This is a genomic window from Micromonospora sp. Llam0 (assembly GCF_003751085.1).
GTDB lineage: Bacteria > Actinomycetota > Actinomycetes > Mycobacteriales > Micromonosporaceae > Micromonospora_E.
The window spans coordinates 4,817,676-4,832,920 of the sequence record NZ_RJJY01000001.1 but is presented as its reverse complement, the minus strand read 5'-3'; the positions used below and the strand labels follow the sequence as shown (position 1 = coordinate 4,832,920).

General features: G+C 73.4%; 14 protein-coding genes and 1 pseudogene. 7 read left to right on the top strand and 8 right to left on the bottom strand.

Translation table 11 applies throughout. The annotated features are described in order from the left end of the window. Positions 1 to 45: 45 nt before the first annotated feature. From EDC02_RS21030 to EDC02_RS21020, 3 genes are all read left to right on the top strand, one after another. A complete protein-coding gene (locus tag EDC02_RS21030) occupies positions 46 to 1,515 on the top strand; it encodes a choice-of-anchor M domain-containing protein (protein WP_123603442.1) in 1,470 nt (489 codons plus the stop codon). A gap of 90 nt (positions 1,516 to 1,605) precedes the next feature. Then, the gene (locus tag EDC02_RS21025; RefSeq protein ID WP_123603441.1) at positions 1,606 to 2,721 is read left to right on the top strand and encodes a WxL protein peptidoglycan domain-containing protein; all 1,116 of its coding nucleotides are present in this window, start codon (positions 1,606 to 1,608) and stop codon (positions 2,719 to 2,721) included. Between the two features lie 2 nt (positions 2,722 to 2,723). Beyond that, entirely contained in the window at positions 2,724 to 4,445 is a 1,722-nt protein-coding gene (locus EDC02_RS21020; RefSeq protein WP_233606139.1) for a TIGR03773 family transporter-associated surface protein, read from the top strand. Here the strand turns inward: EDC02_RS21020 and EDC02_RS21015 are convergent. Then, entirely contained in the window at positions 4,430 to 4,723 is a 294-nt protein-coding gene (locus EDC02_RS21015; protein ID WP_123603440.1) for a hypothetical protein, read from the bottom strand. The genes EDC02_RS21020 and EDC02_RS21015 overlap by 16 nt on opposite strands. Positions 4,724 to 4,889: 166 nt before the next feature. On the opposite strand from EDC02_RS21015, the gene EDC02_RS21010 reads away from it, so the two are divergent. Then, the gene (locus EDC02_RS21010; RefSeq protein ID WP_123603439.1) at positions 4,890 to 5,168 is read left to right on the top strand and encodes a type B 50S ribosomal protein L31; all 279 of its coding nucleotides are present in this window, start codon (positions 4,890 to 4,892) and stop codon (positions 5,166 to 5,168) included. 122 nt (positions 5,169 to 5,290) lie between these two features. Continuing rightward, positions 5,291 to 5,668 (top strand): sensory rhodopsin transducer, encoded by a 378-nt coding sequence (locus EDC02_RS21005; protein ID WP_199757714.1) that lies wholly within the window; start codon positions 5,291 to 5,293, stop codon positions 5,666 to 5,668. A gap of 117 nt (positions 5,669 to 5,785) precedes the next feature. Here the strand turns inward: EDC02_RS21005 and EDC02_RS21000 are convergent. The 3 genes and pseudogenes from EDC02_RS21000 to EDC02_RS20990 form a co-directional block, all read right to left on the bottom strand. Further along, a pseudogene (locus tag EDC02_RS21000) lies at positions 5,786 to 5,878 on the bottom strand (alpha/beta hydrolase); the annotation flags it as partial. A gap of 118 nt (positions 5,879 to 5,996) precedes the next feature. Then, positions 5,997 to 7,913, bottom strand: coding sequence for a LamG-like jellyroll fold domain-containing protein (locus tag EDC02_RS20995; RefSeq protein ID WP_233606138.1), 1,917 nt, complete (start codon positions 7,911 to 7,913; stop codon positions 5,997 to 5,999). A gap of 73 nt (positions 7,914 to 7,986) precedes the next feature. Continuing rightward, entirely contained in the window at positions 7,987 to 8,670 is a 684-nt protein-coding gene (locus tag EDC02_RS20990; RefSeq protein ID WP_158632255.1) for a TetR/AcrR family transcriptional regulator, read from the bottom strand. 105 nt (positions 8,671 to 8,775) lie between these two features. On the opposite strand from EDC02_RS20990, the gene EDC02_RS20985 reads away from it, so the two are divergent. Continuing rightward, entirely contained in the window at positions 8,776 to 10,428 is a 1,653-nt protein-coding gene (locus tag EDC02_RS20985; RefSeq protein ID WP_199757713.1) for a glutaredoxin domain-containing protein, read from the top strand. Positions 10,429 to 10,432: 4 nt separating this feature from the next. Here EDC02_RS20985 and EDC02_RS20980 read toward each other — a convergent pair whose 3' ends face one another. From EDC02_RS20980 to EDC02_RS20970, 3 genes are read right to left on the bottom strand one after another with little or no spacing between them, the layout of a single operon-like run. Next, positions 10,433 to 11,107: a bifunctional 2-polyprenyl-6-hydroxyphenol methylase/3-demethylubiquinol 3-O-methyltransferase UbiG gene (locus EDC02_RS20980; RefSeq protein ID WP_123603435.1), complete on the bottom strand. Its 675-nt coding sequence runs from the start codon at positions 11,105 to 11,107 to the stop codon at positions 10,433 to 10,435. Next, a complete protein-coding gene (locus EDC02_RS20975; protein ID WP_123603434.1) occupies positions 11,104 to 11,871 on the bottom strand; it encodes a DUF2064 domain-containing protein in 768 nt (255 codons plus the stop codon). The genes EDC02_RS20980 and EDC02_RS20975 overlap by 4 nt, the downstream gene beginning before the upstream one ends. Next, positions 11,868 to 12,542, bottom strand: coding sequence for a glycosyltransferase family 2 protein (locus EDC02_RS20970; protein WP_123603433.1), 675 nt, complete (start codon positions 12,540 to 12,542; stop codon positions 11,868 to 11,870). Before EDC02_RS20970 ends, EDC02_RS20975 begins: the two co-directional genes overlap by 4 nt. 144 nt (positions 12,543 to 12,686) lie before the next feature. Between EDC02_RS20970 and EDC02_RS20965 the strand changes: the two genes are divergently transcribed. Continuing rightward, complete coding sequence (locus EDC02_RS20965; RefSeq protein ID WP_123604997.1) at positions 12,687 to 14,099, top strand: hypothetical protein; 1,413 nt, start codon at positions 12,687 to 12,689, stop codon at positions 14,097 to 14,099. 41 nt (positions 14,100 to 14,140) lie between these two features. Here the strand turns inward: EDC02_RS20965 and EDC02_RS20960 are convergent, their stop codons facing one another. Further along, a complete protein-coding gene (locus EDC02_RS20960; protein ID WP_123603432.1) occupies positions 14,141 to 15,229 on the bottom strand; it encodes an NAD-dependent epimerase/dehydratase family protein in 1,089 nt (362 codons plus the stop codon). Positions 15,230 to 15,245: the final 16 nt, after the last annotated feature.

Below are 15,245 nucleotides of genomic sequence, written 5' to 3'. Positions count from 1 at the left end.
ACGTCCCGCACCGGTCCGCGGTGCGGGCGAGGGGAGGAAACAACGATGAGAACGACAGGTGCCCGCACGCTCGCGGCCCTGGCCGGTGCGGCGGTGATCGCCGGCGGTGTGCTGCTGGCGCCGACCGCCGCGGCCGCCGCCGAGCGGGTGGTGCTCGCCAAGGGGCACACCGACGCGGTCGACGTCCACTACCACGACGGCGAACTGTCCCTGGAGGTCCACGACGACACGGTCAGCCCGTCGGTCAACCGCGACCCGGCCGACGTGACCTTCCAGGTGCTGCCCGAGGCGGCCATGGCGGTGCCGGACGACCCCCGGTTCGCCTTCCTCGGGCCGGCCGGATCGCAGATCTGGCTGCTGCCGCTGACCCAGAACCCCGACCTGCTCTGGCCCGGCTGGAACACCACCACCCTCGGCTCCGGAGTCTTCGCCGACGACCAGGTCCGGTTGAGCCTCGTCGAGGTCACCGGGCCCGGCAACGTCTGGGTGTTCACCCAGGACAGTTTCGGCGGCCCGATCATGAAGTTCCGCAGCGACGACGGACTGCCGGACGCCATCGACGTACCGGTCCGCACCCACGCGCACGCCAACTGGGCGTTCAGCGCCGAGGGCGACTACACGCTGACCTTCCAGGCCGACGCGACGCTGACCGACGGCACGACCGTCAGCACCGGCCCGGTCGACTACTCGTTCGTCGTCGGCGAACTCGGCGGCACCGGTCCGGACACCGTGCTGAGCATCGCCGGCATGGCCGACGAGTACCAGCCCGGCGACACCGTCACCCTGCAGGCGGTGCAGACCCCGCAGACCGAGCTGGACCACTACCACTGGTTCAGCCGCTGCCCTGGCAGCGACGACTTCGCCATCATCCCCGGCGAGGCCGGCGCCTCCTACAGCTTCACCGCCACCCGCGAGCTCAACGCCTGCGAATACCAGGTGAAGCTCTACGACGACAACCACAACGTCGTCGCGACCAGCGCGGAGGTCTGGCTCTGGGTGGCCTTCACCCCGACCGACCCGGAGGCCTCGCAGACCATCACCGCGTCGATCGACCCCACCCAGGGCGCACTGGTGATCAGCGTCGACCCGGACGACCGCAGCGTCGTCCTGCCGCCGGCGCAGCTGACCAGCGGTGGTGACAGCTGGGAGAGCACCGGAAGCCTCCGCCCGGTCACCGTCACCGACACCCGGGCCGGCACCCCCGGCTGGAGCGCCTCCGGTCAGCTGCCGGAGAACTTCACCGGACCCGACGGCGCCACCTTCAGCTCCGGCTACCTCGGCTGGACCCCGCAGGTGGTCGACCAGTCCGCCGGTCAGGGCGTCGTCGCGGGTCCGGTCGTCGAGCCGTACGCCGTCGGCGTCGGTGGCGGACTCGGCAGCAGCGCCGTGCTCGGCTCGGCGCCGACCGGCGTGGGCCGGGGCACCGCGACCCTGTCGGCCGGCCTGCAGCTGCGCCTGCCGACCGAGACCGTGCCCGGCACCTACACCGCGACCCTCACCCTCACCGCGATCTGAGGATCGCACCAGGGAACGGGCCGGGCGACGACACCAAGCCGCGTCGTCGCCCGGCCCGTCCCACACCCTCCGCGAAACGGACCACCCCGCATGCGTACGCCAGCAGCCCTGCTCGCCGGACTCCTCGCCGCCGCCGTCGTGTCGACGGGCCCGGTCACCGGCCCGGCGACGGTCGGACCGCCGAGCTACACGCCCGTCGCGGCGCAGTCGCTCACCTGGGGCGTCGCCCCGTCCAGCCCCGACGGGCCGAACGGCCGGCCGGCGTTCGAGTACAAACTGGACCCCGGTGCCACCCTCACCGACTACGTGGCGATCACGAACCACTCCGACCAGCCGATCACCCTCGACGTGTACGCCAGCGACGCGTTCACCACCGAACAGGGCGGCTTCGACCTGCTGCCGGCGACCGGGGAACCGGTCGACGTCGGTTCCTGGGTGACGTTCGATTCCGGCACCTTCACCGTGCCGTCGACGTCGCGGCTGGACGTGCCGTTCACCATCGCGGTGCCGGACAACGCTACCCCCGGCGACCACCCCGGCGGCATCGTCGCCTCACTCGCCGCCACCGGCACCGACGCCGAGGGCAACCAGGTGGCGGTCGACCACCGGGTCGGCTCCCGGATCTATCTGCGGGTCACTGGGGAGCTGCGGCCGGGTCTGGACGTCGGGGACCTGGCGACGACGTACAACGGCACCTGGAACCCGGTCGGCGGTGGCACCGTCACGGCCAGCTTCACCGTGCGCAACACCGGCAACGTACGGCTCACCGGGCAGCCGCAGCTGACCGTCGCCGGACCGTTCGGGCTGGCCGGGCGCGAGGTCACCGGCGATCCGCTGCCGGAGATCCTGCCCGGCGACAGTTTCCGCACCACGATCCGGGTCGCCGGCGTACCGCCGATGTTCCGGCTCGGTGGGCGGCTCACCGTCGCACCGACCGCCGTCACCGACGAGGTGCTCGACCCGGCCCCGGCGACCGTGACCCGGGAGGTCGGCCTGTGGGCCGTGCCGTGGCCGCACCTGGTGATCCTGCTGGTGATCGGGCTGGCCGGCTGGCTGGCCGTCGCCCGTCGTCGCCGGGCCCGGCGACGACGGGCCGCCCAGCTCGAACAGGCCGTTGCCGCCGCCCGCGAACAGGGCCGTGCCGAGGCCGTAGGCGACCGCGCGGTCACCGATGCCACTGACGACGAGACGACCCAGGGGACCTGACGATGATGACGATCCACTACGCCGCCGGTGCGGCGACCCGTCGCCGGTGCGCCGTCGTGCTGGCGGTCGGTGCACTGACCGCGGCTCTGATCGCGCCGGCCCCGGTGACCGCCGCACCCGCGACCGCCGTGCCGCCGACGTCTCCGCCGCCGACCGTGCCGCCGACGTCTCCGTCGGTGAGCGCCGCCGGTGCCGACCTGGTGGCGGTCGCGATCGACGGCGAGACGCTGTCGGTGGTCACCCGGGCGGCGGCCGGGCCGGCCCGTACGGAGTCGGCGACCGGTCGAGGAACTCCCGGCGTCGACCGGCAGCCGGCGACGGTGGTCTTCGGACCGGCGGGCGGCGTGGCGGTGCGGACCCCGGACCATCCGGCGTTCCGGTTCCTCGGCGCGGCCGGTCGGCCAATGTGGGCACTGACCGGTGGCGACACCGACTTTCCGCACCTGGACACCCGGGCGGTGCCAAGCGGGGCGGTACGCGGCGACACGATCGAGCTGTCGCTGGGTCAGGTCGCCGGCCCGGGGGGATTCGCCGCGTACACTCTCGGCGGGCTCGGCCAGCCGACTCCGCTGTTCGGCACCCTCGACGCCATGCCGCGTACCGCCCGGCTGCCGGCAGCGACCAGGACCGGCGGACTGGTCTGGCTCTTCGACGCCGCAGGCGAGTACCGGCTGACGCTGTCGGCGGCGGCGACGCTGGCCAACGGCACCGAGGTGACGGCCGACGCCGACTATCGGGTGGTGGTGCCGCAGCTCGACGAGGCGCGGCCCGTCCCCGCAGACACCCGGCCGGTGCCGGCCCCGGCTCCCGCTCCGGCGGCGGACCTGGCGAGGGCGTCCGGTGCCGCCCCGGGCGACGGTGTACCGCTCGGTGCCGATTCGCCGTCGGCCGGCACCCCCGCGCGGGCGCTGGCGGCGGGTGCCGCTCCGGCGGCGGCCGGCACCGCGTCGCCGCTCGCCGCGGCGGCTCAGCAGGACGGGTCACGGGTGGTGATCGACGACGGTCATGTCGACATGGGCCCGGAGCTCACCGGTGCGGACTGGACGATCCGCCTCAAGGACGACACCGTCTCGCCTGCGGTGTGGCGCGAGCTCGCCGACGTGGTGCTGCACGTCAAGGACAACGCGAAGATCACCGTTCCGGACAACGCTGATTTCCCCGGTGCGCCGGGTGACGAGGTGTGGCTGTTGCCGCAGGGGCAGCGTTCCGGGATCGTCTGGCCGGGCTGGAACACACAGCATCCGTCGGTCGTGGCCGGGGTACGTGGCCCGGTCACCTGGACCTTCGCCGGTGTCGACGGCCCTGGCCGGTTCGCGTTGTTCCTGACCGGGTCGTTCGGCGAGTCCGAGGTGCTGTTCGATTCGTCGGCCCGGCTGCCGCAGCGGCTCGACATCCCGATCAACACGCACGCCCATGGCAACTGGGCGTTCAGCGAGCCGGGTATCTACCGGCTGGCCTTTGAGATGTCGGCCACCACGTCGTCGGGGTCGACGGTCACCGACTCCCGGTCGCTCACCGTGGCGGTCGGTGACGCGACGGACCCGGACACCGGCTTCGGCCCCGGAAGCGGCGACAACCCGGGCGGTGGCGGCTCCGGTGACGGGAGACTGCCCCGGACCGGATCGTCGTGGCACCTGCCGGCCACCGGAGCCACCCTGGTGATCGCTGGCGCGCTGGTGTTGTTCGCGGCGCGCCGGCGACGCTCCGCTCAGTGTTCGTCGTAGTGGTCGCCGTGTAGGGCGTGTCGGTGCCCGGCATGGACGAAGTCCTGGTGGTCGCCGTGGGGCACCGTTTCGTGGCCACAGTCGGGACCATGCGCGTGGTCAGCATGCGACTCGGCTGTCACGTGCTGGTCCGTGCCGCACTCGTCCCAGTGCCCGGCGTGCTCGTGGTGGACATGTCCGTCGTGCAGGTAGTCCGTGTGCCCGTCGTGGGTCACCGCAGCGTGCCCGCAGGTCGCGGAGTGGCTCTGCGGGTGTTCGGTGTGCACCGGGTGAGACATGGATACTCCCCAATACATATTTACATCGCGATACGCGCATACGTTATCCGGGCCCGGCGTGCAGGGCGGGTTCCGACGTGCAGGGCGGGTTCCGGGCCCGGGAGTGCGGCGGGCTTGCTAACATGACAATCATTATCGCTAATTCGGGGAAGGTTGGTTTTTGCGAATGAAGCCTGATATCCACCCCAAGTACAATTATGTGGTTTTCCGGGATCGGAGTGCGGATTTTGCGTTCTTGACCCGGTCGACCGCGACCAGCCAGAAGACCATCGAGTGGACCGACGGCCAGACGTACCCGGTGGTCGACGTCGAGATCTCCGCGGCCAGTCACCCGTTCTGGACCGGGCGCCAGCGGCTGCTGGACAGTGCTGGTCGAGTGGAGAAGTTCCGCGCCAAGTACGCCCGGAAGAAGCGCCCGGAGCAGGGCGACGCCACCGCCGGCTAGCGTGCGCAGCCGCTCCGCCCTGCCCGGTGTGGTCGTGGCCGGGTTAGCCGAGCCGGTCGTCGGGTAGGCAGCAGGCGCTGGTGGGTCGCGACTGTGGCGGCAGTGGCCGGCGAGGAGGCGTGATGGCTGGCATCGGTGCCCGTACCTGGGTGGTGGCCGGTGGCCGGATTCCGGTCGACAGCTCCGGCGACGAGCCGGAGTTCACCAGCTTCGACCAGCTCTGCCTGCTGAACACCGACGATTCCGTCGCTGAGGTGGAACTGACCGTCTACTACGCCGACCAGGAGCCGGTGGGGCCGTACCAGCTGCGGGTGTGGGCTCGGCGGATCCGGCACATCCGATTCAACGACCTGGTCGACCCGGAGCCGATCAGACTCGGCCGACCGTTCGGCTGCGTGCTCACCTCGTCGACTCCGTTGGTGGTGCAGTTCCAGCGCCAGGACACCCGGGTGCCGGGGGCCCTGGCGCTGGCCGATGTGGTCGCGTACCCGGTGCCGTGAGGCGTTGGCCGCGGCACGGCGCCGGGGACCCGACAGGGTCGGTTCAGCTGTTCAGGAAGGCGAGCAGTGCCGTGTTGACCTCGGCGGTGCCGTGCTGGATCAGTGCTGGCACGTCGATCCGGCGAAGACCTCCTGCGGCACGCCGGTCGGGTTGTCGTCGGTGGCCAGCAGGAACGGCTCCAGCGAGGCCAGGAAGGCGGCCTTGGCGACCGCCCGCGCGCGCCGCCGCTGGGGGTTCTCAACGGCAGCGCCATCACGTCGACCACCGACCACTGAGCCGGACCCGATCGCCGGCGGCTGAACCTCGCCAGCCGCCGGCGGCGTCCGGTCAGCCGTACGGGTGCAGGAACTGGTGCGGGCGCAGCGCCTTCGCGGTGATCCGCACGTCACCGATCCAGCCGTAGAAGCCCTGCCCGTAGCTCAGGTCGAACGAGGTCGCGCCGATCACGAACGGCAGGCCGAGGGTGGCGATCCCGGTCGAGGGCTGGGTGGGGTTGCGGGCGATCTTCGACCCGTCGACGTAGACGACGGTCTGCTCGGAGCCGTTGACCACGGCCAGGTGCATCCACCGGCCGGGCGGCAGGGCGTGGCTCCACGACGTCGGGTCGGCGTCCTGCACGTCGGCGTAGACGACGTACTGCAGGAACCGCTCGGGGGAGATGTTCAGGCTGCAGGTGCACTCCAGCGGGGACCATCCGGTGGTCTTGCCGGCGTCGCCGCTGCGCCCCTCCCAGCTCAGGATGCCCATCCAGGCGTGGTCGCCCTGGTACGGGTCGGGCAGCTTGACGAACGCCTCGATGGTGTAGCCGTCGCGGAACTTCATGCTGTTGATCGGCGCGTCCGGGCCGGCCCGCAGGATGGCACCCCGGTCCGGTCCCTTGCCGCCGTCGAAGCGCAGGCTGGCGTGTGCGGGCTGGCCACTGTGGTGCTCGTCGGAGAAGGTCAACGTCTCGGCGGTGCCGGCGCCGATCCGGCCCACGGTCAGGTCGTTGCCGTTGCCGCTGAGGTCGCGCACCACGGTGCCGTCGAGCACCGGGTTGCCGGTGACCGGGCTGCCGGTGCCGGCGCCGAAGCCGGCCGAGTCGAACCGCCAGTAGCCGACGGTGGTGTGGCGCAGCACCGCGACCGGCGGCCGGGGCGCGGCCGGCGGCACCGGTGCGAACCCGTCGAACCGGGCCGCGAAGTCGACCTCGACGCTGAACCGGTCGACCGGGCCGGTCAGCTCGACCGTCTCGGCCTGCAGCGGCGTCCGCTTGGCCGGATCCCGGGTGAGGAACCAGGGCGCGAAGGTCTCCACGTCGATCACGTTGCGGACCAGATCGAACTGGTAGAGCCGGATCATGCCGGCCCCGCCGTAGTAGCGGTCCTGGTAGTTCGCGATGTGCACGTGCACGTCGCGGCCGGCCGCGTTGGTGAGCGTGGTCCGCCCGGGCGGCCAGTAGTGGCCGTTGAGGGTGAGGAAGACCTGGTCGTTGTCGCGGATCAGCCGGTCCCACAGCCGCTGCCCGTGGCCGGACAGCTGGGCCGCACCGGCATCGTCGGCCCAGGCCAGGTCGTGGGTGGTGAGGATCACCGGCAGCGTACGGTGTGCGTCGATGACGCCCTGCGCCCAGGCGAGGCCGGTGTCGGAGGCCCGCCAGTCGAGCGCCAGGATCAGCCAGTCCCGGCCGCCGGCGCGCAGGACGTGGTAGCTGTTGTAGCCGTCCGGTGAGGCACCGCCGAAGGTCGGCGTGTCGGTGAACCGGTGCGGTCCGAAGGCTCGCAGGTAGACGCTGTCGCCGCGCTGGTCGTCGCCGCCACGGATGTCGTGGTTGCCGGCCAGCACGCTGTACGGCAGCCGGCCGTCGATGGTCCGGAAGGCGTCGCTGGCGAGGTCGATCTCGTGTTCGCTGCCGTGCTCGGTGATGTCACCGAGGTGGGTCATGAAGGCGATGTTCGCGTCCCGCCGCTCCTGGTTGAGGTAGCGGAAGGTGGCCTTCAGCGGTTCCGGGTCGGAGCTGTCGGCGTCAAACAGGTACTGCGTGTCGGGCAGCACCGCGAGCGCGAACCTCGGGCTCGCCGGGTCGAACGGCCCGCCGCCGCCGGCGGCGGCGGGGGCGTCGATCAGCGTGGCGGCGGCGCCGGCGGCCGGCGCGACGAGCGCCGCCTGCAGCAGGGAACGCCGCTGCAGGCGGCCCGGCGCTGCGCCGCGCTGCGGGTTCTCGGGGTGTCGCGGCTGGTGGGTACGCAGGGGATCGTCAGTCACCCGAGCAACGTCGCGCCCGGTGGTGAGCGCCGGGCGTCAGCCGGCTGAACGACGGTCTGCGACCAACCGAAGATCAACTCGGTGGTGCCGGTGGGCGGGCCACCCGGGCGGCGGTGCCGGGTGCCGCAGCAGCGCCGATGCCGGGTGCCGGTGCCGCGCCGATGCCGGCGAGTGTGCTGTCCACCACGGCGGCGACGTGCTTTGCCGCCCGGGTACGCCACTGCCGCTCCGGCAGCCGCCGGTGTTCCAGGAAGAACATCGACAGCGTCGAGGTGACCAGGTGCGCCGCGACGGTGGTCGAGGCGTCCGGGCGTACCGAGCCGGCCCGCACCGCTCGGTCGAGCCACCCGGCCAGACCGGCCCGCATGTCGCCAACCACGTCCCAGAACACGCTCGACAGGTCGCTGTCGAGTTGGCTCTCCCCGGCCAGGACGGCGATCAGGTCGGCGTGTTCGCGCAGGTGGGCGAGGAGCGACCGGCAGTACGCCGCCAGTGCGGTCCGGGGGTCGTTCGGGTCGAGCGGGTCGAGGACGTCGCCGATCGCGAGCCGGTAGCCGCCGTACTCGGAGACCACGTCCTTGAGCAGGTCGAGTTTGGTGGGGAAGTAGTGGAACAGCAGGCCCTCGGCGACGCCGGCCTCCTTGGCGAGCTGCTTGGTGGTGGTGGCCGCGAAGCCCTGCCGGGCGAAGACGCGTACCGCGACCTCACGCAGCTGCCGTCGCCGTTGCTCGGCGGCCTGTTGCCGACTGGTTGCCATGGTCCTCCACATCCTCGACCCACACTCGTTGAGTAAAAACTCAATGAGTGTATGCTCAACGAAGCGCCCCGGGGCCCGGTAACCGCAGCCAAAGGAGGCTCTATCGTGCACCCGTACCTGCCCACCCGACCGACCGTGCACGCGTTCACCAAGCCCGGCTGTGTCTTCTGCGCCCGCGCCAAGCGGACGCTCACCGGCGAAGGCATCGACTTCCAGCCGTACGACGTCACGGCCGACGCCCGCACCGCGAACGCCAGCGCCTACTTCTCCGGTGCGTACACCGTCCCGCAGATCTTTCTCGGCGACTACCACGTCGGCAGCGCCGACGACCTGGACCGGCTGGCCACGACCGGCCGGCTGGCCGCCCTGACCACCGCACCACACCGCGGCGACCTGGACCTCGACGGGCACACCGACGACGAGCTGGCCCACGGCGCGGCCGACCTCGCACTGTCCACTGTCATCCCCACCAGCGACGGCACCCACGACCCCGACCCGCAGACCTGGCCGATCCTGCACATGTACCGCAGGTTCTTCGGCTTCTGGCCCAACACCTTCGCCTACCTGCATCGCTGGCCGGCAGCGTACAAGCTGTTCGTCTACTGCCAGAACGCGGCAGCTGTGCAGGCCGGCGGACAGCGGCTCGGCCGGGCGGTGATGTCCGAGGTCGCCTACGCCACGTCCCGCGCGCACGGCTGCTCGTACTGCATGACCCACGCCGTCGCCGTGCCCGGCGCGACCGGCCCGGCGGACCCGGACAGCGCGACCGGCCCGGCGGACCCGGACAGCGCGGTCGGGCCGCACGAGGCCGCCCTGACCGACCTGGCGGCCCGGGCCACCCGCAACGCCGTCACCCCGCAGGCGTTGGCGAAGGTCCGGGACACCGTCGACCAGGCCCGCCACGGCGACGGGGACGCCCAGGTCAGGATGGACGCGCTCACCATGGTGGTGGCGTCGTTCGGCTTCCTCAACGTGTTCAACGACCTGGTCGGCCTGGAAATCGAGGGCGACTGGGCGGCGACGGCCAGTGCCCGGGGCGTGACCGCCGGCCGGCACGCGGTCGGCGACACCAACCCGCGCAACCTCGACCACGAGCTGCCGTCCGGCGGACCGACCCTGCCGCAGCTGATGGCCGGCTACGACGAACTGGTCGGCGACCCGGACGCCTACGCCGAACGCGAGCTGGGTTTCGTCCCGGCCTGGGTGCGGGCCTGGCCGGCCGCGCAGCGCCGCCGGCACTGTCACCTGTACGTCGAACTGATGCGTGACCGGCCACACTCCCGGATCCCCGCCGACCTCAAGCACCTGATGGCCCGGGTGTCGGCCGTCGCCCGGGACCACGCCTACCTGGCCGCGGCCGAAGGCTACCTCGCCTTCACCGCCGCCCCGGACCGGCCGGACGCGGTGGCCCGGATCGACCGCTGCGTGGCCGCCGCCACCGGCCGTGCCGACGACGGCGGTGTCTTCGACGAACGGGAACGCGCGGCGCTGCGGCTGGCCTGGCTCTCCGCCCAGGTGCCGCTGGTGACCCCCCGGCGGCAGGTGCAGCCGACCATCGACCACTACGACGCAGACGAGCTGGTCGAGCTCGCCGTGGTCTGCGCGGTCGCGTCGATGGTCCAACGGTTCGCCGCGCTGACCGGCCCGGCCGTCGAACCACAGGTACGCGAGTTCCTCACCCGGCACGGTCTGCCGACCGACCCACTGGTGCTGCGCTACCCGCTGCCGGACGCTCCGGTGTCGGACGGCGGCCGGTAGCCGCTCACCGCGACACCGTCAGCTCACCGAACCACCGGCCGGCGTCGCGGAACACCTCCCGGACGGTCAGCCCACCGGCGGTCGCGGCGGCCCGTACCGCGTCGGTGTCCAGCCGCGCCCACCGGAACGCCGGCCCCAGCCGGGGCCGGCCCCGGGCGGCGGTGCTGACCACGTGCGCGTACCCGCGCCACAGCCCGACCCCGGGCGGATCCAGCTCCACCAGCAGGGTGCCCTGCGGATGCAGCAACGACCGGCACCGGCGCAGCAACGCCACCGGATCACCGCCGATGCCGATGTTGCCGTCCAGCAGCACGGCGTGCCGCCACCGCCCTTCGGCGGGCAACCGGTCGAACAGGTCACGGTGGATCGCCACCCCGCCCCGGGCCCGGGTCAGCGCCACCGCCCGGGCCGACACGTCCACCCCGACCGCCGTCACCCCGGCCCGGGTCAACGCCACCGTGACCCGGCCCGGCCCGCACCCCAGGTCCAGGGTCGGACCGCAGCACCGGGCCACCACCGCGTCGGCCGTCGGCTCCACCGGACCGTGCCAGCGCTCCACCGGCAGCTGCCAGCGGACCCCGTCACCCTGCACCAGCCAGTGCCCGCCGGAAGCCGGAGCCAGCAGCGCGGCGGCGAAGCCGTGGTCGGCCGCGTACCGGCCGGGCACGCTGGCGGTCACCGCCGTGCCCCAGCCGCAGGCGTCGCCACCGTCACCGGTGTCCGGGCCAGGGCCGGTACGCCCACCGCCGCCACCTGGTCGGCGAACCGGCTGCCGGGAACGGCGTCGGCCACCGTCAGCGCGTCCGGCCACTCGTCGACGTCGCGTAGCACCGGCAGCGGTGCGACCCGCAACCCTCGCGCGCGCAGCGCCGACCAGGTGTCGCGGCCGGTGTGCGGGGTCGACATCGGCACCCGCCGCAGCACCTCGGCGTGCCGGGGGTCGGTCAGGCCCAGCGCCCACCAGCCGCCGTCGGCCGCCCAACCGAGCACCGCGCCGGTGCCGGCCCGCACCCCACCCGCCTGGGCCGGCGCCCCACCGGCACCGGTCAGCGTCTCGACGGCGGCGGTCAACGCCGCGCCGGTCAGCTGCGGGGTGTCCATCCCGATCTGCAGCACCGGCCGGCCCGGGTACGCCGCCGCCACGTCGGCGTGCGCGTTGGCCAGCCGGTCGGCGAACCCGTCCCCGCGCTGCGGCAGTACCCGCCAGCCGGCGGTCGCCACGATCAGTTCCTCGGCGGCCCCCGGGTACGCGTCGGCGTCGGACAACCGGCCGGCCAGCGCCAGCACCGGCGTCACCGCTCCGGTCGTCCGGACCGCGTCCATCGTGTCCAGCAGCGCGGCGGTGGCGATCCGGGCGGCCTGGCCGGGGGTGGCCGGCGGGCAGAGCCGGGTCTTCACCCGCCCGGCCACCGGTGCCTTCGCCATCACCAGCAGGACGGTCACCGGGCACCGTCCACGGTGCGCAGCACCCGGCCGAAGTCGCGGGTCGCCCGCAGCGTGCCGCGTACCGAGCCGGACACCTTCGACCGGGTGCCGGCCGCCCGGGGCGCGTACGTCACGTCCAGCTCGACGATGCGCCACCCGGCACCGGCGGCCCGGATCATCAGCTCCAACGGGTAGCCGAAGGCCCGGTCGGTGACGCCGAGCGACAGCAGCGCCTCGCGGCGGGCCACCCGGATCGGGCTCAAATCCCGCAGCGGTACGCCACGCTGTCGCAGCAGCGCCGCGACCAGCGCCGTACCGGCCCGGGCATGCCACGGCCAGACCCGCGCCGACACCGGCCGGCGGCGTCCCACGGTCAGCTCGGCGTGCCCGTCGGCCACCGGCCGCACCAGCGCCGGCAGCTCCGCCGGGTCGAACGACCCGTCCGCGTCGAGCACGCAGACCAGCTCGGTCTCGGCGGCCAGCAGGCCGGTGTGCACGGCGGCCCCGTACCCGCGCCGGGGCTCGTGCACCACCCGGGCGCCGTGCGCGGCGGCCACCTGCGGGGACCCGTCCCGGGACCCGTTGTCCACCACCACCGCCCGGTAGCCGGGCGGCAGCGCGGCGAGTACGCCCGGTAGGGCGGCTGCCTCGTCGAGGCAGGGCAGCACCACGTCGATCGGTGTCGGCATACCGCCGACGCTAGGACGAACCGTCCCTGACCGGGTGGCGTTCCGCGCTTACGGAAGTCTTACAGGCGGCAATTCTTACCGGAGGGTTACGGTCCGGCCGTTGCCCGGCCCGGGCGCCGGCGCAGGCCGTACCGTCCAGTGGCCATGACACCACCAGAACCCGTAACCCGGCGGTCCGGCCGCGCCGACCTGATCGTGCTCGGGGTCGAGTTGGCGCTGATCGCCGCCGCCGTCGTCGTCGGCGTGGTGCTCAACCGGCGTGGCGTCGGACTCTACGCCGATACCGCGCCGCTGTACGCGTTCTGGCGTCCGCACGTCGGCTGGGGCACGCCGCTCGCCGTCGTGGTCGCCGTCGTGGTCGTCGGTTGGGGGGTACGGTGGGCGCGCAGCGCCAGCTGGGGCCGGCTGCTCGGCGTCGGGTACCTCGTCGCGGTGGCCTGGATTCTGTCGCTGGCCCTGATCGACGGCTGGACCGCCGGGGTCACCGAACGCCTCACCAACCAGGCCGAGTACCTGCACGAGGTGCACCGGATCACCAGCATCCCGGTGATGCTGGCCGGGTTCAGCGACCGGATCATCGACTTCCAGCCCGGCTCCTGGTCCACGCACACCGCCGGCCACCCGCCGGGGGCGCTGCTGGTCTTCGTCTGGCTGGACCGGATCGGCCTCGGCGGTGGCACCGCGGCCGGCCTGGCCTGCATCCTGATCGGCGCGACGATGGTGGTCAGCGTGCCGGCGACGCTGCGCCGGCTCGGCGCCGAGGACGCCGCCCGCACCGTACTGCCGTTCCTGGTGCTGCTGCCCGGCGCGGTGTGGATCGGCTCGTCCGGCGACGGGGTGTTCACCGGGGTGGTCGCCGCCGGGCTGGCCCTGCTGGCCGCCCGCCACCCGGCGGCGCTGCTCACCGGCGGTCTGCTGCTCGGCTTCGCGCTCTACCTGTCGTACGGGTTCGTGCTGGTCGGGGCGTTGGCGTTGGCGGTGCTGGCGATGCGGCCCGGCCGGTTCCTGCCGGCGTTGCTGATCGCCGGCACCGGGGTGGCCGCCGTCGTGGTCGTCTTCACCGCCGCCGGTTTCTGGTGGTGGGAGGGCTATCAGCTGGTCGTCGAGCGGTACTACCAGGGCTGGGCCGCCGAACGTCCGTACAGCTACTGGGTGTGGGCCAACCTGGCGGCGATGCTGCTCTCCGCCGGCCTGGTCGTCGGGCCGGCACTGCGGCGCACGGTCGGGGCGGCCCGGCAGGCGGTACGGCAGGCCGCGTCGACGGTACCGGCCGCCCCGACCGAGCCGGCCGGCGCGCCGCGCGGGCGACGGCTGCTCGCCGGGTTGCGGGCCGCCGCACGGCCGACGGTGGTGCTACCGCTGACGGCGGCCGCCGCGATCGTCGCGGCCGACCTGTCCGGGCTGAGCAAGGCCGAGGTGGAGCGGATCTGGCTGCCGTTCGTGGTGTGGCTGCTGGTCGCCACCGCCCACCTGCCGGCCAGCGCACGCCGCTGGTGGCTGGCCGGGCAGGCGGCGACCGCGCTGGCCGTCAACCACCTGCTGCTGACCTTCTCCTGACCGGGTCCCGGGCCGGCGCCAGCGGCGTGGCCGGCCTGGGTTCAGGCCGGCACCGGCAGCGCGGCCGGCTCACGCCGCAGGACGGCCGGCTCCCGCAGCGGGTCGGTGGCGAACGCGGTAACCCCGTCGGCGAAGCCGACCCGGGCGGTGAAGCCGAGCAGTTGCGCCGCCCGGCCCGGGTCGGCGACCACGTGCCGTACGTCCGCCGGCCGGGCACCGCCGACGATCACCGGCTCCGGCCCGCCCATCGCCGCCGCCAACTGCCGGGCCAGCTCACCGACCGGGTGCGGTTCACCCGAGCAGACGTTCACCGGCACCATGCCGGCCGGCTGGTCGGCGACCATGGCCAGCAGGTTCGCCCAGGCGACGTCGGTGACGTGGACGAAGTCCCGCTGCTGCCGGCCGTCCTCGAGCACCTGCGGTGCCCGCCCGGCGGCCAACGCCGACCGGAACAGCGACGCCACTCCCGCGTACGGGGTGTCGCGCGGCATCCGGGGGCCGTAGACGTTGTGGTAGCGCAGCGCCCAGCCACCGCCGCCGGTCTGCCGCGCCCACGCCGCCGCCAGATGCTCCTGGGCGAGCTTGCTCGCCGCGTACGTGCTGCGCGGCTCCAGCGGCGCGTCCTCCGGCACCCGTGTCCAGCGCAGTTCACCGGCGCACCGTGGGCATCGCGGGTCGTACCTGCCGGCGGCCAGGTCGTCGGGGCGGCGCGGCGCCGGCCGGACGACGCCGTGCCCGGCGCAGGTGTAACGGCCCTCGCCGTACACCACCATCGAACTGGCCAGCACCAGCCGGGTCACGCCGGCCCGGTGCATCGCGGCCAGCAGCACCGCGGTGCCGTAGTCGTTGTGGCCGGCGTAGGCCGGCGCGTCCGACGGGTCGAGGCCGTGGCCGACCATCGCCGCCTGGTGACAGACCACGTCGACGCCGGGCAGCAGCCGGTCCAACAGTTCGCCGTCGCGGACGTCGCCGCGTACCAGGTCGTGCCGGCGGACCCAGTCGGGTGGCTCGTCGCCGTGCGCCTGCGGCAGCAGCGCGTCCAGCGCGACCACCTCGTGTCCCTCGTCGACCAGCAGGTCGGCGACGTGCGATCCGATGAACCCGGCCGCGCCGGTGAGCAGTATCCGCATCCGCTCACGGTATGGC

Bases quoted from the DNA above. Each gene is read 5' to 3' on its own strand.
- EDC02_RS20960 (WP_123603432.1), bottom strand. From the start codon at position 15,229: ATGCGGATACTGCTCACCGGCGCGGCCGGGTTCATCGGATCGCACGTC.
- EDC02_RS20970 (WP_123603433.1), bottom strand. From the start codon at position 12,542: ATGCCGACACCGATCGACGTGGTGCTGCCCTGCCTCGACGAGGCAGCC.
- EDC02_RS21015 (WP_123603440.1), bottom strand. From the start codon at position 4,723: ATGTCTCACCCGGTGCACACCGAACACCCGCAGAGCCACTCCGCGACC.
- EDC02_RS21025 (WP_123603441.1), top strand. From the start codon at position 1,606: ATGCGTACGCCAGCAGCCCTGCTCGCCGGACTCCTCGCCGCCGCCGTC.
- EDC02_RS21030 (WP_123603442.1), top strand. From the start codon at position 46: ATGAGAACGACAGGTGCCCGCACGCTCGCGGCCCTGGCCGGTGCGGCG.
- EDC02_RS20965 (WP_123604997.1), top strand. From the start codon at position 12,687: ATGACACCACCAGAACCCGTAACCCGGCGGTCCGGCCGCGCCGACCTG.
- EDC02_RS21010 (WP_123603439.1), top strand. From the start codon at position 4,890: ATGAAGCCTGATATCCACCCCAAGTACAATTATGTGGTTTTCCGGGAT.
- EDC02_RS21005 (WP_199757714.1), top strand. From the start codon at position 5,291: ATGGCTGGCATCGGTGCCCGTACCTGGGTGGTGGCCGGTGGCCGGATT.
- EDC02_RS21020 (WP_233606139.1), top strand. From the start codon at position 2,724: ATGATGACGATCCACTACGCCGCCGGTGCGGCGACCCGTCGCCGGTGC.
- EDC02_RS20990 (WP_158632255.1), bottom strand. From the start codon at position 8,670: ATGGCAACCAGTCGGCAACAGGCCGCCGAGCAACGGCGACGGCAGCTG.